The sequence below is a fragment of the Hymenobacter metallilatus genome, assembly GCF_003944705.1.
Lineage (GTDB): Bacteria > Bacteroidota > Bacteroidia > Cytophagales > Hymenobacteraceae > Hymenobacter > Hymenobacter metallilatus.
This window is the reverse complement of the sequence record NZ_RWIS01000003.1, coordinates 17,642-33,747: the sequence shown is the minus strand read 5'-3', so window position 1 is coordinate 33,747 and position 16,106 is coordinate 17,642. Positions and strand designations below refer to the sequence as shown.

Genomic DNA, 16,106 nt, shown 5'->3' with positions numbered 1-16,106 from the left:
TGCGGCGTTGGCTGTCGGCGGTTGATGTCGTTCTGACCTTATCTCGGAACGACGCCGGCAGTTTCGGCTGCGGTATTCTATAGTGTAAGACTTGAAAAGTGGCTGCCGATACTCGCGCATCAGCAGCCACCTCTTTCAAACCTTAGTCAAGCGTAATTTCCAGTGCCAGACCGCGTAGCTCGTGGATGAGTACGTTGAATGACTCGGGGATATTCGGCTTGGGCAGAACGTCGCCTTTCACAATGGCTTCGTACGCTTTTGCACGGCCTACCACGTCGTCCGACTTCACCGTCAGGATTTCCTGCAGCACGTTGGAAGCACCGAAGGCTTCCAGCGCCCACACTTCCATCTCACCGAAGCGCTGACCACCGAACTGTGCCTTACCACCCAGCGGCTGCTGCGTGATGAGCGAGTACGGACCGATCGAACGGGCGTGCATCTTGTCGTCAACCAAGTGACCGAGTTTGAGCATGTAAATCACGCCCACAGTCACCGGCTGGTCAAAACGCTGACCCGTCAGACCGTCGTGCAGGTAGGCACGGCCGAAGTGCGGCAGCCCGGCCTCCTCCAGTTCCTTCGATACTTCCTCTTCGGTTGCACCATCGAAAATGGGGGTAGCGTAGGTGCGGCCCAGCTTCAGGCCAGCCCAGCCCAGTACGGTCTCGTAAATCTGACCGATGTTCATCCGGCTCGGTACACCCAGCGGGTTGAGCACGATGTCCATCGGGGTGCCATCGGGCAGGAAGGGCATGTCCTCGTCGCGCACGATGCGGGCTACTACCCCTTTGTTACCGTGACGACCAGCCATCTTGTCGCCCACCTTCAGCTTGCGCTTCTTGGCGATGTACACTTTGGCCAGCTGTACGATACCGGCGGGCAGCTCGTCGCCAACCTCCAGCGTGAACCGGTCACGCTTGAAGCGGGCCGTGATGGTATTGCGCTTCTTGGTGTAGTTTTTCACCAGTTCGAGCACCATCCCATTCACGCGGGCGTCGGCGGTCCAGTTCTCCAGAATGAGGTCTTTGAACATGTTCACCTCTTCCGGCACGGCGTAGTTGCTCTCGTCCTTATAAGGGTTCTTCTCGGGAAACAACGCTTCCGTGATGTTCTTCTTCCCGAATTTGGCCCCTTTGGTCAGGATTTCGTCGCCGAACTTGTGCTTCACGCCCTGGGAGGTTTTGCCTTCCAGCAAGTCCACCAGCTTCTCAATCATCACGGCTTTGATGCCGCGCAATTCGCGGGCGTACGACTCCTTCAGCTCTTCTACTTCCTTCTTCGACTTGGCCCGCAGGTTTTTGTCTTTCTTCGGACGCGAGAACAGCTTGGTGCCGATAACCACCCCGTTCAAGGACGGTGGCGCCTTAAGGGAGGCATCCTTCACGTCGCCGGCTTTGTCGCCGAAGATGGCGCGGAGCAGCTTCTCCTCCGGGGTCGGATCGGTTTCACCTTTGGGCGTAATCTTACCGATGAGGATGTCACCTTCGCGCACCTCAGCCCCTAGACGGATGATGCCGTTGTCGTCGAGGTTGCGCACGGCTTCTTCGCTTACGTTCGGAATTTCCGAGGTCAGCTCTTCTTCGCCACGCTTGGTCTCGCGCACTTCCAGCTCAAACTCCTCAATGTGAATCGAGGTGAAGATGTCGTCGCGCACTACCTTCTCCGAAATAACAATAGCATCCTCGAAGTTGTAGCCCTGCCACGGCATGAAGGCCACCTGCATGTTGCGGCCCAGCGCCAGCTCACCCTTGTTCGTGCCGTAGCCTTCGCACAGGGGCTGTCCTTTGGTTACCCGCTCACCCTTCTTCACGATGGGCGTCAGGTTGATGCAGGTATCCTGGTTGGTACGACGGAACTTAATCAGGTCGTACGAAATCTTCTCCGCGTCGAAGCTTACGAGGATATCGTCGGCCGTCAGGTCGTACTTCACCACAATCTTGTTGGCGTCTACGTAGTCAATCACACCTTCGCCCTCGGCTACTACTAGGGTGCGGGAGTCAATGGCCACGCGGCCTTCCAGACCGGTACCTACGATGGGCGCCTCAGCGCGCAGCAGCGGTACGGCCTGGCGTTGCATGTTTGAACCCATCAGGGCACGGTTTGCGTCATCGTGCTCCAGGAACGGAATCAGCGAAGCAGCCACCGATACAATCTGGTTCGGCGCTACGTCCATGTAGGAGTACTCCGTAGGACCTACTACCGGGAAGTCACCTTCGAAACGGCCTTTTACCAAGTCGTTGATAAAGTTACCCGACTCATCGATGCGGGCGTTGGCCTGCGCAATGTGGTGGGTATCTTCTTCTTCGGCGGTCAGGTATTTCACGTTTTCCGTGGTGTCTACCTTGCCGTTTTCTACCGTGCGGTAGGGCGTCTCGATGAAGCCCATCGAGTTAACCCGGGCATGCACGCACAGCGACGAAATCAGACCGATGTTCGGGCCTTCCGGCGTTTCAATGGTGCAAAGGCGGCCGTAGTGCGTGTAGTGAACGTCACGTACTTCGAAACCAGCCCGCTCGCGCGACAGACCTCCCGGCCCCAGTGCCGATACGCGACGCTTGTGCGTCACCTCGGCCAGCGGGTTGGTCTGGTCCATGAACTGCGACAGCTGGTTGGTACCGAAGAACGAGTTGATAACCGACGACAGCGTACGGGCGTTGATCAGGTCAACCGGCTTGAAGTCTTCGTTATCACGCACGTTCATGCGCTCCTTGATGGTACGCGCCATACGGGCCAGGCCCACGCCGAACTGAGCGTAGAGCTGCTCCCCTACCGTGCGCACGCGGCGGTTGCTCAAGTGGTCAATGTCATCGACAATGGCCTTCGAGTTGATCAGACCGATCAGGTATTTCACGATGAGAACAATGTCCTCATTGGTCAGGACGCGGGCGTCCCAACCGGTGTCGATACCCAGTTTCTTATTGATACGGTAGCGGCCTACGTCGCCGAGGTCGTAGCGCTTATCCGAGAAGAACAGCTTTTGGATGATGTCGCGGGCCGTCTCTTCGTCGGGAGCCTCCGTGTTCCGGAGCTGACGATAGATTTGCTCCACAGCTTCTTTCTCCGAGTTGGAGTTGTCCTTCTGCAGCGTGTTGTAAATGATTGCGTAGTCGGCAATGTTTACGTTCTCGCGGTGCAGAATCACCGACTTGGCCCCGGCATTCAGGATCGTGTCGATGTCCTCCTCCTCGATGGTGGAGTCACGCTCCAGCAGCACCTCGTTCCGGTCGATGGAAACCACTTCGCCGGTGTCCTCGTCCACGAAGTCTTCCGTCCAGGTGCGCAGCACCCGGGCAGCCAGCTTGCGGCCAACGGCTTTCTTGAGGTTCTTTTTATCGGCCTTCACTTCCTCCGACAGCCCGAACAAGTCGAGAATGTCTTTGTCGGTGCCGTAGCCGATGGCGCGCAGCAGCGTCGTAACCGGGAATTTCTTCTTCCGGTCGATGTAGGCGTACATTACGTTGTTCACGTCCGTGGCAAACTCAATCCACGAGCCTTTGAACGGAATGATACGGGCCGAGTACAGCTTGGTGCCGTTCGTGTGCTTGCTCTGAGCGAAGAATACGCCCGGAGAGCGGTGCAGCTGCGACACAATCACGCGCTCCGCCCCATTAATAACGAACGAGCCCTTTTCGGTCATGTAGGGAATGTTCCCTAAGAAAACCTCTTGCTCAATCGTCTCGAAATCCTCGTTGTCCGTATCATTGCAGACCAGGCGCAACTTGGCTTTCAGCGGTACCGAGTACGTGAGGCCCCGGTCAATGCACTCGTCAACGGAGTACTTGGGCGGGTCAACGTGGTAATCGAGGAAGGTCAGCACGAAGTTTTCGCGCGAGTCCGAAATCGGAAAATTCTCGGCGAATACCTTGAAAAGCCCCTCATCGGTCCGGCTCTCGGCAGCCGTTTCCAGCTGGAAGAAATCCATGAACGAGCGAACCTGCACGTCGAGGAAATCCGGGTACTCAATAACCTTTTTAATCTTGGCGAAGTTGATCCGCTCGTCAGCCGCCTGCAGCTTTTGCAGGCCTGTTGCTTTCGGTGTAGCCAATGTATGTGGGGTTAGGAAATGGATACTGAGAGAATCCAGAACAGGATAGCGGCAGCGCCCCTACCTTGAAAATTCCGGAAGTATTGAGCGCACGAAAGCGCAAAGCAAAACTTTGCGCCTCTGGCGTCCGTAGGCACGAAAAGCCGCAAAGCGGCGCGCAAACGAACTTCCGATTAGTTTGTTGCCTACAAACAGGAAAAGACCTGGCTTAGTTGCCAGGCCTCTCCCTTATTTGCTGGTTTTAAGAGCAGGCAGCAGAAACTACTTGATTTCTACTTCAGCGCCGGCTTCTTCCAGTTGCTTCTTCAGGCCTTCAGCCTCGTCTTTGGCAACACCTTCTTTCAGAGCTTTGGGAGCACCGTCAACCAGTTCTTTGGCTTCTTTCAGGCCCAGACCGGTCAGGTCCTTCACCAGTTTCACCACAGCCAGTTTGCCAGCACCAGCCGACTTCAGGATTACGTCGAACGAGGTCTTCTCCTCGGGAGCATCAGCAGCAGCGGCACCACCACCAGCAACCATTACGGGAGCAGCAGCAGCAGGCTCAATGCCATACTCGTCTTTCAGGATGGTAGCCAGTTCGTTTACTTCTTTTACCGTCAGGCTAACGAGCTGCTCGGCGAATGCTTTCAAATCTGCCATTTCTGTAGATTGTTAAAAAGGGGGTTGTTGAAGGAAATTGTCAGTATTGAGTATTGGGTACTTGGTATTGAGATAATAGACCTTTGTCTTACTACACAATACCTGATACTCAATACTCCTTTGAAAAAGATGAGCAGCGGTTAGCCTGCAACCTCTTCTTTTTCGGAAAGCGTTTTGAGGATACCAGCCAGCTTGCTGCCGCCGCTCGACAGAGCAGAGATAACATTTTTGGCGGGCGACTGGAGCAGACCGATAACATCACCGATAAGCTCGTTTTTGCCTTTCAGCGTGCTCAGACCAGCCAGCTGGTTGGCACCGATGTAGATGCTGGCATCTACGTAAGCACCTTTCAGAGCGGGCTTGGGCTCTACGTTCTTGCCGTAATTCTGCGACTTGTAGAAGTCTTGCAGCAGTTTGGCAGGCGCGTTACCCGACTCTTTCGAGAACAGGATACCCGATTGGCCTTTCAGCGCAGCGTCCATCTCGGCAGTATCAGCACCCAGGGTGTCGAGGGCTTTGCGGATGAACGTGTTCTTGTACACCTTGAACTCCAGACCGCGCGTGAAGCACAGGCGACGGAATTCATTGATTTTCGCCACCGACATTCCCGAAGCATCGGCAATGTAGAACGCGTTGTGCGATTGGAACTTCTCGCTCAACTCGTCGACGAGGGCTTGTTTGTCTTCCCGGATCATATCGTCGTGTTGATTAAAATTAGGCGGAAGTTACCGTGGTGTCAACCGGAACGGCGGGCGACATCGTGCTCGAAAGCGTAATGCTCTTGATGTAGGTGCCTTTAGCCGACGAAGGCTTCAGACGAATCAGCGTCTGGATAACCTCAATGGCATTTTCAGCCAGCTTCTGGTCATCGAATGACACTTTACCAACCGAGCAGTGGATGATACCGGTTTTGTCAACTTTGAAGTCGATTTTACCAGCCTTCACCTCCTGCACAGCCTTGGCTACATCCGTGGTTACGGTGCCCGACTTGGGGTTCGGCATCAGGCCACGAGGACCCAGTACGCGACCCAGACGGCCAACCTTGGCCATTACCGACGGCATCGTAATGATTACGTCGATATCAGTCCAGCCTTTCTCGATTTTCGAGATGTAGTCGTCCAGACCAACGTAGTCAGCACCAGCTGCAGTAGCTTCGGCTTCTTTGTCGGCCGTAACGAGGGCCAGAACGCGAACCGTTTTGCCGGTGCCATGGGGCAGCGTGGCTACGCCACGTACCATCTGGTCAGCTTTACGGGGGTCCACACCCAGCCGCACGTCGATGTCAACGGAGGCGTCAAATTTGGTATAGGTGATATCCTTTACCACTTTGGCAGCTTCCACCAAGTTCCGAACTTCGGTCAGGTCGTGCTTGGCAAGGGCTTCCTTGCGCTTCTTGCTAATCTTTGCCATGTGTCTTCTCCGTCGTTAATTATTCAGCAAAGGGAGAAGTACCCGAGATGGTGATGCCCATGCTACGAGCCGTACCAGCCACCTGCTTCATGGCCGACTCCACCTTAAAGGCGTTCAGGTCGGGCATTTTCGTCTCGGCGATGGTGCGCACTTGGTCCCATGATACCGACCCTACCTTGTTACGGTTCGGCTCTTTCGAGCCGCTCTGGAGCTTGGCAGCGTCCATGAGCAGAACCGGCACTGGGGGGGTCTTCACCACGAAGTCAAACGACTTGTCGGTGTACATGGTGATGAGTACAGGACAAACTTGGCCGGCCTTATCCTGGGTCCGCGCATTGAACTGCTTGCAGAACTCCATAATGTTAAGGCCTTTGCTACCAAGTGCAGGTCCAACCGGCGGCGCAGGGTTTGCGGCGCCTCCCTTTATCTGAAGCTTCAGATAACCTCTAATTTCCTTGGCCATTTGGTTTGAAAGGCTTCGGGTTCCTACGGTAACACGTAGTGGCCCTCAGATGAAAATTGCTCCAAAGTGGAAGCACCACCGGTTCGGAGCGAATAACCGGTGACGTTATAGGTGTTTACGCCTCCTTTTCAACCTGTGTGTAGCTGAGCTCCATAGGAGTGCTACGGCCGAAAATTTTCACGATAACATTCAATTTTTTCCGTTCCTCGAAAACTTCGGACACCGTGCCCGACATTCCCGCGAAACCACCGTCCACAATCTTTACCAGTTCACCTACCACAAAAGGAGTCTCCAGCGTGGCAGCTTGCTCTTCCACTTCATCCACAATCCCAAGGATGCGGTTTACTTCAGAAATATGCAGCGGAACTGGTTTAGTGTTCTGGTTAGCGGCTTTGCCTTCTTTATCACTCAGGAAGCCGATTACACCAGGCGTGCTGGTAATAATGTGGTCCACTTCTCCGTGAGTCAGATCAGCATGGATAATGATATACCCAGGATACAGGTTACGCTCGCGCACACGCTTTTTGCCATTGCGCATTTCGAATACCTTTTCTACCGGAATCAGCACCTGGGGCACCAAATCAGAAAGGCCGTGGCGGCCGATTTCCGTCTCCAGATAGGTCTTGGCTTTTTTTTCCTGTCCGCTGACCGAGCGAACCACATACCATTTCAACTCACCCATTGTCGTCGAATATTCTTCCGATTAACGGACTGAGTTATAGAAAGCCTCTAACCCTTCCTTGAAGGCTACATCCAGCACGCCTACAACAGCAGCAAACAGCAACGAGCCGATGAGCACCAACCCGGCGCTTTTCTGCAATTCTTCCAAAGAAGGCCACGTTACCTTATAACGCATTTCCTCAGAAGTTTCCCGGAAGTAGTTGGTGAGCTTGCTCATGATGATAAGCACCGGTTTGGGGTGTAAAACTACGGCTGCCGAAGCAGCCGTAGTTCTGTATTAATGGCACGGGCGGAGAGATTCGAACTCCCATCAAAGGTTTTGGAGACCTCTATTCTACCCTTGAACTACGCCCGTGTGTGCGTCCTAACCAGTCAAGGGACTGGATTGGGACTGCAAATGTATGGAACTCTTTACACAAAACAAATCCGCCCCCGAAAAAATCGGAGGCGGATTGTATTGTTTCACTAGGTTTCCAGCGAAAACTATTCAGTAATTTCGGTTACCTGACCGGCACCTACCGTACGGCCACCCTCGCGGATAGCGAAACGTAGGCCTTTCTCCATAGCTACCGAGTTGATCAGCTCAACCGAGATAGTTACGTTGTCACCGGGCATTACCATTTCTACGCCTTCGCCCAGCGAGATGATGCCGGTAACGTCGGTGGTGCGGAAATAGAACTGAGGACGGTAGTTGTTGAAGAAGGGCGTGTGACGGCCACCTTCTTCTTTCGACAGCACGTACACCTCAGCTTTGAACTTGGTGTGGGGCTTAACCGAACCGGGCTTGCAGATAACCATACCGCGACGGATGGCTTCTTTTTCAATACCGCGGAGCAGCAGACCTACGTTGTCGCCAGCTTCACCACGGTCAAGGATTTTGCGGAACATCTCAACGCCCGTTACGGTCGACTTGAGGTTCTCAGCACCCATACCGAGGATTTCTACTTGCTCACCCGAGTTGATGATGCCACGCTCGATACGGCCGGTTGCAACCGTTCCACGACCCGTGATAGAGAATACGTCCTCTACGGGCATCAGGAAGGGCAGGTCGGTCAGACGGGCAGGAATTGGAATGTAGCTGTCAACAGCGGCCATCAACTCCTCAATCTTGGGAACCCAGTTGGCGTCGCCGTTCAGGCCGCCCAGAGCCGAACCCTGGATAACCGGAATGTTGTCGCCGTCGAAGTCGTAGAACGAGAGCAGCTCACGGATTTCCATCTCCACCAGCTCGAGCAGCTCGGGGTCATCCACCATGTCCACTTTGTTCATGAACACTACCAACTGAGGAACACCTACCTGACGAGCGAGCAGGATGTGCTCACGAGTCTGGGGCATGGGGCCGTCAGTAGCAGCTACTACGAGGATAGCGCCGTCCATCTGGGCAGCACCCGTTACCATGTTCTTCACGTAGTCAGCGTGACCGGGGCAGTCAACGTGAGCGTAGTGACGGTTTTCGGTAGCGTATTCTACGTGAGCGGTGTTGATGGTGATACCACGCTCTTTTTCTTCGGGAGCATTGTCAATCGAAGAGAAGTCGCGCTTGGCAGCCAGACCCTTGTTAGCCAGAACCGTGGTGATGGCAGCGGTGAGGGTGGTTTTGCCGTGGTCCACGTGACCAATCGTGCCGATGTTTACGTGCGGCTTGGACCGGTCAAAATTTTCTTTAGCCATTGTAAAGAGATTAAGAGGAATTTTGAGGTGATGAGGGGGAAACGCGACTAGACTATACAGTAAGAAAGCGAAACACAGCTCCGTTTAGTCGGGACTGCACGTCGCTTTACTTTGCTGACAGTTCCAAACGGTGCAGTCGCGCTGCCCCGTTGGTACTCGTAATTCTGAGCCATTTATGGGATTTGAACCCATGACCTCTTCCTTACCAAGGAAGTGCTCTACCACTGAGCTAAAACGGCTTATTTTTGTTTGTTTGGCAAAGATACAACAGGAGAGAAACATTTACCAGCGCTGCTATCTATGTAACTTCTCGCTGCCAATCCTGACACCGAGCGGGAGACGAGGTTCGAACCCGCGACCTGCAGCTTGGAAGGCTGCCGCTCTACCAACTGAGCTACTCCCGCATTTCATAAGACCTGAGGCGATGAGGGTAAGTGTGTGAGAGGAAACCTCATGCACCCCTACCCTTATAAACTCATACCTTACTTTATGGTGGGGGCGAAAGGACTCGAACCTTTGAACCCGAAGGAGGTGAGTTACAGTCACCCGCAATTGCCGCTATGCGACGCCCCCAGCTAGATTTCCTGAGCCGCTTGCCCAGGTTTTCCTCTCTCAACTTTGGCGGCCGAAACCGTTACTGTGTCGATTGGAGTTGCAAAATTAGTGGCTTTCTGATGCAAGTCAAGCCTTCTACCAAAAAGGTTTTAACTTTTTCCTGCTAGCAAACCTGTTAGATGGTTCTCGCAACTGGTAATTGGCTGACTACCTAGTACAAGCGCCTTGCCGAAAAATAATCTGGCACGAATGAAAAAACTGTGCTTTTACTGAATCAAGCTGTACATCGACTTCAGCCCACTGTCTTTTTCCTTATTGCGGATATCCTGCAGAGTTGTTTTTAGGGCGGGCATACTGGCCACTAATTCGTGTAGTCCTTTGTAGGCACCCAGGCGCACATACATCTGTGGATGCGTGCGCGCTAATGCTTCCAGCCGCTGAATACCCTTTTCCCGCTCAATGGGGGGAATTCGCTGCATCAGGAGCCCGAAGTTTTCCAGCATTACATACAATACTTCCGCGGGAGCATCCTTGCTGCGCTGCAGAAACCATTGGTAATCATCCAATGTGCCATTTAACCCATAATAGTTAGATAATGCGGTTAACAAGGCTGCATTATTAGTGCTCTGCAAAGCACTAAGCTGGGCGCGGGTAGTGGAGGTAGGCGCATGTGCCAGGGCATTCACAGCAGCACTGGCCACTACATAAGAGCTATCCTTGAGGGCCGCGTTGTATACTTCACTGAAATCCTCATTGGGAAAAGACGATAATACACTGATGGCAGTGGCCCGTACTGTACCGTTCTTCTCGCTTAAGGCGACACGCTGCAAATCTTTACGGACGGCGCTTCCCTCGGCTCCCCGATACCGCCGCAAACCGTCCAGGGCAGCCACGCGGGTAGCCCAGAAAGGGTCGTTGAGAGCGGCGCGGAATGCTGAGCTAACCAGCAAATCGGCGGACTTGGTGCGGAGGCCCTGGATGGCTTGGTATTTCTGTAAGTAGCCGCGCGCATGGCTGAGCTGGTACAGGAGCTCTTCCTGGCTTTGGGTTTCGTCGAGGTCTGCCAGCAGTATGCCTTCGTCATCAAACTTGACTAAGCTAGGGCGCTGACTGACTGACAGCCGGAAGGTTTGGTCGGCTTTGGTAATAAGGATGCGGTGTTCAGCCGCCTGGTTACCACTCCAAGTGGCTACCGTAACCGGCAGCCGATAAACGGGTTGATGCAGAGTATCCTGCACCTGCTGCACACGTAACACCACCTGGCTGTTTTCAAAGCTGTGCGTAACGCGCAACTCAGGGTGACCACGCTGCATAAACCACTGGTCGAAAAACCACATCAGGTCCTCGCCCGTGGTTTCCTCGAAGGCAATGCGCAGCTTGGCTATTTCGGTGGTAGAAAACTTGTTGTGCGTGAGGTAACGATTAAGGGAGGCGTAGAAGGCCTCATCCCCCACATAGCTGCGTAGCATGTGTAATACCCGGCCACCCTTGTCGTAAGAATGCCGGTCGAACATATCCTCCCGCTCCGCATACTGGTACCGGATCAGGGGCTCCCGCTTGGTTTGGGCTTCCTCCAGGTAGTTACGCAGTTTGGTTTGCTGCACCAAGGCCGCGGCATCAGCCCCGTACTTGTGCTCAGCCCACAGTAGCTCGGAATAGTCGGCAAAGGATTCGTTGAGGGGAAGGTTGCTCCAGGATTCCGTAGTCACGTAGTCGCCGAACCACTGGTGAAACAGCTCATGAGCAATAACCGACTCGGAGGCAGCGTACGACACGTCGGCTAGCTCCCGGGGTGTGAATTGCACCAGCTGCTGCTGGAAGGTAGAAGCCGTGGTATTTTCCATGGCACCCGACACAAAATCGTGGACGGCTACCTGAGCGTACTTGTCCCAGGGATAGTCGACGGCCAGTTTTTTGGAGAAGAACTCCAGCATTTCGGGGGTATTGCCGAACACTCGTTTGGCGGTGTACTGATAGGCCGGGTCCACATAATAATCCACGGGTTTGCCGCGCCAGGTATCTGATACTACGGCAAAGTCGCCGACGGCCAGCATGGCCAGATAGGGCGCATGAGGCTGGCTGAGTTTCCACAGGTCAGTCCGGGTACCATCGGGGTTGCGACGGGAAGAAACCAACAGTCCGTTCGACAAGGTTTTCAGGCCGCTTTCTACCGTCAGGCTGATTTCCTGGGTCATGCGTTGGTTGGGCCGGTCGATGGTTGGAAACCAGCAAGAGCTACCTTCCGTCTCGCCCTGGGTCCAGACCTGGCGGGGCTTGGTTTTATCGGCACCCAAGGGGTTGATAAAGTACAGGCCCTTAGCGTCGGTAATGGCCTCGCTGCCGCCCTTGGGCAGCTCGTTAGGCTTGGCTACATACTGAATGCGCACCTGATACTGCTCGGTGCGCTGGTAGAGCCGGTCGAGGCTGATGGTCAGCTTTTTCTTATCGTAGCTAAATTTGAGGTCCTTGCCTTTGCGAGAGCCGTTCATCAGCTCCACGCTTTTCACATCGAAGCCTTTGGCATCCAGCAGCAGCTGGCTTTGTGGGTAAAAATGGGGCCGCAGAGTAAGCGTGGCCGTTCCGATCAGCCACTGTTTGGCCCAGTCGAAGCGGACATCGAGCTTGGTATCGGTGAGGTCGTGCAGAACCGTAGCGGAAGGCTGCACGGGGTTGGTGGATGGCAACCAGTTAGGGACAGCAACACTAGCTGCCACTGCCACCGGAGCAGCTACCGGTTCGGCTACTTTTTTGCGCGCAGGATGACTAACCGTGGAGGCAGGGCGGCTGGACTTAACGGCCTGAGCGGGAGCGTATACGTAACACATCAGCACCAGGACAAGGGCACCGAAGAGTGGATATTTCATGCGGGAAGGCACTAGGACATTGGAGGGTCAAGTTCCGAATTTATTTCAGAATTGGCCTATCTTTAAGCCCCTTTTCCGCCCTACCCCCACCCATTCCCTATGTTCCAGGTACGCACCGAAGCCGCCCCCCAGCAGGTCTGGGAAGTTGATTATCAGCCGAACGGCCCCATTACCGTAAACGGGCAACCTTTCGATTGGAATATGACGGCACTGGGCAATGGGCGCTTCCATTTGCTACAGGCGGGACGCTCTTTCACGGCTGAGCTGGTGTCGGTGGACTATGCAACCAAAGCGGTGGTGCTGAAGCTGAACGGACAGCGCCTGGAGCTACAAGCCAAAGACCGGTTTGACCTGCTGCTGGATAAGCTGGGCATGAGCAACGCCACCAGCCAGAAAGTAAACGAGCTGAAGGCCCCCATGCCGGGCCTTATCGTGGATATTCGGGTAGCGCCCGGCCAAACAGTTCAGAAAGGGGACCCGTTGCTGGTGCTGGAGGCCATGAAGATGGAAAATATTCTGAAAGCCCCCGGCGACGGTACCATTGCCGCTATTAAAGTCAGTTTGCGCGACAACGTAACCAAAGGCCAAGTGTTGGTTCAGTTCAGCTAACTGCTACTTTCTTTAACCGGGGCCGTAAGCGGATACCATGCGGCCTTCTCCGCAGGTAGTTGCTTACGGCCTTGGTACGTACACTCGTGTTTCACGCCTAATCTCTCTCACCTTGAAGTACAACCGAATCCTGCTGAAGCTAAGCGGCGAGGCTCTGATGGGCCAGCAACAGTATGGCATTGATGCCACCCGGCTCATGCAATACGCCGAAGAAATTAAAGCCGTAGCCGATACGGGCACGCAGGTAGCCGTTGTTATTGGCGGTGGAAATATCTTCCGGGGAGTACAGGCCGAAGCGTTTGGCCTCGACCGGGTGCAGGGCGACTATATGGGTATGCTGGCCACCGTTATCAACTCCATGGCCCTGCAGAGCGCACTGGAAAAGCTGGGTACCAGCACCCGGCTGCTGTCGGGCGTGACGATTCAGCGGGTATGTGAACCGTACATCCGCCGCCGGGCCATGCGTCACCTGGAGAAGGGTCGGGTGGTTATTTTTGGCGCTGGCATCGGCTCTCCCTACTTCACCACCGACTCGGCGGCCTCTTTGCGGGCCATTGAAATTGAGGCCGATGTAGTGCTGAAAGGTACCCGGGTAGACGGTATCTACACTGCTGACCCTGAGAAAGACCCCACGGCAGTGCGCTTCCCCGAAATTACCTTCGACGAGGTAATGGAGAAAAACCTGAACGTGATGGATATGACAGCCTTCACGCTGTGCAAAGAGAATAACCTGCCTATCATTGTATTCGATATGAACAAGGAAGGCAACCTGCAACGCCTGCTGGATGGGGAAAGCATTGGCACCTTGGTCAGCATGCACGGCAGCAAGGCCCCGACCTCAGACCCCAACCATAGCAGCCTGCAACCAGCAGTACATACCGGCTCTTCGGAGCAGGCGTAGCATTTCAGATGGGCCAGCCGTAGAGCCTGGTAGGCACTCACTGGTCCATTTACTCTGCGTTTAACCTACTCTCTACATTCAACACTCAACTTTTTACGAAGTGGACGAAGAAATTAAGTTTTACCTGGACGAGGCCGAAGAGTCGATGGGCAAAGCCCTGCAGCACACGCAAGTTGAGTTTGCCCGGATCCGGGCCGGCAAAGCCTCCCCCGCTATGCTCGACTCGTTGCGGGTTGACTACTATGGTACGCCTACGCCGGTAGCCCAGGTAGCTAACGTAGCAGCCCCCGACGCCCGCACGCTGTTCATCAAGCCCTGGGAGAAAAACATGATCAGCGAAATTGCCAAGGCCATTAAGAACAGTGACCTGGGCCTGAATCCGCAGTCGGATGCCGAGGGTGTACGCCTGAACATTCCGCCTATGACGGAGGAGCGCCGCCGCGACCTGGTAAAGCAGGCTAAAAACGAGTCGGAAAACGGAAAAGTCCGCATTCGGGGTATCCGTAAGGATGTAAACGAGTCGTTGCGGAAACTACAGAAAGAGGGTGCCTCGGAAGACGCCGTGAAAGACGCGGAGGCCAAGGTGCAGAAGTTCACGGACAGCTACATCAGTAAGGTAGACGAGCTGCTCAGCAAGAAAGAATCAGAAATCATGACCATCTGATTATAAACGTAAGATGGTGAGATATGCGAAGTGAGACTTTCGTTCTGGAACCCTGCCGGGCCAACAGAATGAAAGTCTCACTTCGCATATCTCACCATCTTACGCTTCTATCCTTGCCAGTAACCAGCTGCCAGAATCTGCTGCTCCACGGCTTCCGGCACGAGGTAGCGGATGGATTTGCCCTCCCGCACGCACTCCCGGATGAACGTGGCCGAAATATCGAGCAGCGGAGCCTCTACCACCCGTACGCCGGGGTGGGCATTTACCTCAGTGGCATCCACACCCGGGCGCGGGTACACGTACACTTCATTTTCGGCCAAAATTCGGTCGGCTTGTTTCCAGCGGGGCAGGCCCGGCAGGTTATCCTCCCCCATCAGCAGCACGAACCGGTGCGTGGGGTATTGCCGCCGCAGCTCATCCAGGGTATCAATGGTGTAGCTGGGTTTGGGCATGGCAAACTCTACATCCAACGCCCGCAACTGGTGGTTGCCGGCAATGGCTCGTTCCACCAGTTCGAGCCGCTGCCTCTCACCCAGCAACTCCTGCCCTATTTTGAACGGACTCTGCGGAGACACCACCAACCATACTTCAGCCAGATCGGTGTGCGTGGCCATAAAGTGGGCCAGAATCAGGTGGCCGGTGTGGATGGGGTTGAAGGAACCAAAAAGCAGTCCTACTTTCCGGCCCACAGGGGCAACGGTAGCGGGACTGCTCACAGAATGGCCGACTCGGCAGTAATAAAGGCGCGCACCATCTTTTCAGCTTCGTCGATGGCTCGCTCCAAGTCGTCGTTAACGATTACCACGTCAAAGCGGTCTTCAAACGTCAGCTCAAAGTTGGCTTTGTAAATGCGGGCTGAAATGCTGGCTTCGGAGTCGGTAGCACGGTTGCGCAGGCGCTGTTCCAGCACCTGCAACGACGGCGGCTTCACAAATACCGCAAGGGCACGGTCTTTGTAAAACTCCTTGATGCTAAGACCGCCTTTCACATCTACATCCAGAATGGCGTGGTTACCATTGTCCCAGATGCGCTCAATTTCGGACTTCAGCGTGCCGTAGAAGGCACCTTCGTACACTTCCTCCCATTCCACAAAGTCATCATGCCGGATTTTCTCCTGAAACTCCTGAACGGAGATGAAGTAATAATCCTTGCCGTTGGCTTCGGTGCGCCCGCGCTTGTCGCGGGTACAGGCTGAAATTGAAAAACTTAGCTCCGGAATACGCTCCAGTAGCCGATGTACGATGGTGGTCTTGCCAGCTCCGGATGGGGCTGAAAAGGCGATGATTTTACCCTGCATCGGGCAAAATTAGGCCATTTCTCCCTGAAGTCTTGCAAGAATTGAGTTTGACAATGCTACGGGGGCCTTTTTGCGCCCCAGATGCTCACCCAGGAAGTCGATGAAAATGTGCTGTTTTTCGAGGCTATCGAAGCACGGGGAACAATCTTCGGCGTGGTTGACGAAATAATCTGCATCCTCCGCCGTGGGATCCTGCCCAACGATGATTTGGTCGAGTATGGTATTCACACGTTCACAGTCGGGGCCGCTGGTGACAGGGGCGCCGCTCTGGTTGGTTTGCTTTGTAGAAGTAGTTTCCATAGCGGGGGCT

The 16,106-nt window shown here is 54.6% G+C and carries 15 protein-coding genes and 4 tRNA genes; 3 read left to right on the top strand and 16 right to left on the bottom strand.

Annotation, left to right across the window (positions count from 1 at the left end; translation table 11 throughout):
- Positions 1-142: 142 nt before the first annotated feature.
- From rpoB to EI290_RS05585, 13 genes are all read right to left on the bottom strand, one after another.
- Positions 143-4,018, bottom strand: coding sequence for a DNA-directed RNA polymerase subunit beta (gene rpoB / locus EI290_RS05645; RefSeq protein WP_185816890.1), 3,876 nt, complete (start codon positions 4,016-4,018; stop codon positions 143-145).
- Between the two features lie 285 nt (positions 4,019-4,303).
- Positions 4,304-4,681 (bottom strand): 50S ribosomal protein L7/L12, encoded by a 378-nt coding sequence (gene rplL, locus EI290_RS05640; protein WP_125427637.1) that lies wholly within the window; start codon positions 4,679-4,681, stop codon positions 4,304-4,306.
- Positions 4,682-4,821: 140 nt separating this feature from the next.
- Entirely contained in the window at positions 4,822-5,376 is a 555-nt protein-coding gene (rplJ, locus tag EI290_RS05635; RefSeq protein WP_125427635.1) for a 50S ribosomal protein L10, read from the bottom strand.
- Between the two features lie 19 nt (positions 5,377-5,395).
- Positions 5,396-6,091: a 50S ribosomal protein L1 gene (gene rplA, locus EI290_RS05630; RefSeq protein WP_125427633.1), complete on the bottom strand. Its 696-nt coding sequence runs from the start codon at positions 6,089-6,091 to the stop codon at positions 5,396-5,398.
- Positions 6,092-6,110: 19 nt separating this feature from the next.
- On the bottom strand, positions 6,111-6,554 hold the full coding sequence (gene rplK / locus EI290_RS05625; RefSeq protein ID WP_045688441.1) for a 50S ribosomal protein L11: 444 nt from the start codon (positions 6,552-6,554) through the stop codon (positions 6,111-6,113).
- 115 nt (positions 6,555-6,669) lie between these two features.
- Entirely contained in the window at positions 6,670-7,236 is a 567-nt protein-coding gene (gene nusG, locus EI290_RS05620; RefSeq protein WP_125427631.1) for a transcription termination/antitermination protein NusG, read from the bottom strand.
- 21 nt (positions 7,237-7,257) lie between these two features.
- Positions 7,258-7,452: a preprotein translocase subunit SecE gene (gene secE / locus EI290_RS05615; RefSeq protein ID WP_125428268.1), complete on the bottom strand. Its 195-nt coding sequence runs from the start codon at positions 7,450-7,452 to the stop codon at positions 7,258-7,260.
- A gap of 64 nt (positions 7,453-7,516) precedes the next feature.
- A tRNA-Trp gene (locus EI290_RS05610) sits at positions 7,517-7,590 on the bottom strand.
- A gap of 128 nt (positions 7,591-7,718) precedes the next feature.
- Positions 7,719-8,906 (bottom strand): elongation factor Tu, encoded by a 1,188-nt coding sequence (gene tuf / locus EI290_RS05605; RefSeq protein ID WP_125427629.1) that lies wholly within the window; start codon positions 8,904-8,906, stop codon positions 7,719-7,721.
- Positions 8,907-9,073: 167 nt separating this feature from the next.
- Positions 9,074-9,145, bottom strand: a tRNA-Thr gene (locus EI290_RS05600).
- A gap of 92 nt (positions 9,146-9,237) precedes the next feature.
- Positions 9,238-9,310, bottom strand: a tRNA-Gly gene (locus EI290_RS05595).
- Positions 9,311-9,396: 86 nt separating this feature from the next.
- Positions 9,397-9,479, bottom strand: a tRNA-Tyr gene (locus tag EI290_RS05590).
- Positions 9,480-9,727: 248 nt separating this feature from the next.
- Positions 9,728-12,325, bottom strand: coding sequence for a M1 family metallopeptidase (locus EI290_RS05585; protein ID WP_125427627.1), 2,598 nt, complete (start codon positions 12,323-12,325; stop codon positions 9,728-9,730).
- A 99-nt stretch (positions 12,326-12,424) separates the two neighbouring features.
- Between EI290_RS05585 and EI290_RS05580 the strand changes: the two genes are divergently transcribed.
- The 3 genes from EI290_RS05580 to frr all read left to right on the top strand — a co-directional run bounded on the left by EI290_RS05580 (position 12,425) and on the right by frr (position 14,499).
- Positions 12,425-12,934 carry an acetyl-CoA carboxylase biotin carboxyl carrier protein subunit gene (locus EI290_RS05580; protein WP_125427625.1) on the top strand — a complete coding sequence of 170 codons (510 nt, stop codon included), beginning with the start codon at positions 12,425-12,427 and terminating at the stop codon, positions 12,932-12,934.
- Positions 12,935-13,046: 112 nt separating this feature from the next.
- The gene (gene pyrH / locus EI290_RS05575; RefSeq protein WP_125427623.1) at positions 13,047-13,835 is read left to right on the top strand and encodes a UMP kinase; all 789 of its coding nucleotides are present in this window, start codon (positions 13,047-13,049) and stop codon (positions 13,833-13,835) included.
- A gap of 100 nt (positions 13,836-13,935) precedes the next feature.
- Positions 13,936-14,499: a ribosome recycling factor gene (gene frr / locus EI290_RS05570; RefSeq protein ID WP_125427621.1), complete on the top strand. Its 564-nt coding sequence runs from the start codon at positions 13,936-13,938 to the stop codon at positions 14,497-14,499.
- A 107-nt stretch (positions 14,500-14,606) separates the two neighbouring features.
- On the opposite strand, the gene nadD is transcribed toward frr, so the two are convergent.
- The 3 genes from nadD to EI290_RS05555 are packed head-to-tail and all read right to left on the bottom strand — an operon-like array spanning position 14,607 to position 16,096.
- The gene (gene nadD, locus EI290_RS05565) at positions 14,607-15,215 is read right to left on the bottom strand and encodes a nicotinate (nicotinamide) nucleotide adenylyltransferase (protein ID WP_125427619.1); all 609 of its coding nucleotides are present in this window, start codon (positions 15,213-15,215) and stop codon (positions 14,607-14,609) included.
- Positions 15,212-15,796, bottom strand: a complete 585-nt coding sequence (gmk, locus tag EI290_RS05560) for a guanylate kinase (RefSeq protein ID WP_125427617.1) — start codon at positions 15,794-15,796, stop codon at positions 15,212-15,214. The genes nadD and gmk overlap by 4 nt, the downstream gene beginning before the upstream one ends.
- 9 nt (positions 15,797-15,805) lie before the next feature.
- A complete protein-coding gene (locus EI290_RS05555) occupies positions 15,806-16,096 on the bottom strand; it encodes a hypothetical protein (protein WP_125427615.1) in 291 nt (96 codons plus the stop codon).
- Positions 16,097-16,106: the final 10 nt, after the last annotated feature.

What these genes read in the sequence shown, in the direction of transcription:
- rplL (WP_125427637.1), bottom strand. Translation starts at nt 4,681, where the DNA reads ATGGCAGATTTGAAAGCATTCGCCGAGCAGCTCGTTAGCCTGACGGTA.
- rplJ (WP_125427635.1), bottom strand. Translation starts at nt 5,376, where the DNA reads ATGATCCGGGAAGACAAACAAGCCCTCGTCGACGAGTTGAGCGAGAAG.
- rplA (WP_125427633.1), bottom strand. Translation starts at nt 6,091, where the DNA reads ATGGCAAAGATTAGCAAGAAGCGCAAGGAAGCCCTTGCCAAGCACGAC.
- rplK (WP_045688441.1), bottom strand. Translation starts at nt 6,554, where the DNA reads ATGGCCAAGGAAATTAGAGGTTATCTGAAGCTTCAGATAAAGGGAGGC.
- nusG (WP_125427631.1), bottom strand. Translation starts at nt 7,236, where the DNA reads ATGGGTGAGTTGAAATGGTATGTGGTTCGCTCGGTCAGCGGACAGGAA.
- secE (WP_125428268.1), bottom strand. Translation starts at nt 7,452, where the DNA reads ATGAGCAAGCTCACCAACTACTTCCGGGAAACTTCTGAGGAAATGCGT.
- tuf (WP_125427629.1), bottom strand. Translation starts at nt 8,906, where the DNA reads ATGGCTAAAGAAAATTTTGACCGGTCCAAGCCGCACGTAAACATCGGC.
- EI290_RS05585 (WP_125427627.1), bottom strand. Translation starts at nt 12,325, where the DNA reads ATGAAATATCCACTCTTCGGTGCCCTTGTCCTGGTGCTGATGTGTTAC.
- EI290_RS05580 (WP_125427625.1), top strand. Translation starts at nt 12,425, where the DNA reads ATGTTCCAGGTACGCACCGAAGCCGCCCCCCAGCAGGTCTGGGAAGTT.
- gmk (WP_125427617.1), bottom strand. Translation starts at nt 15,796, where the DNA reads ATGCAGGGTAAAATCATCGCCTTTTCAGCCCCATCCGGAGCTGGCAAG.
- EI290_RS05555 (WP_125427615.1), bottom strand. Translation starts at nt 16,096, where the DNA reads ATGGAAACTACTTCTACAAAGCAAACCAACCAGAGCGGCGCCCCTGTC.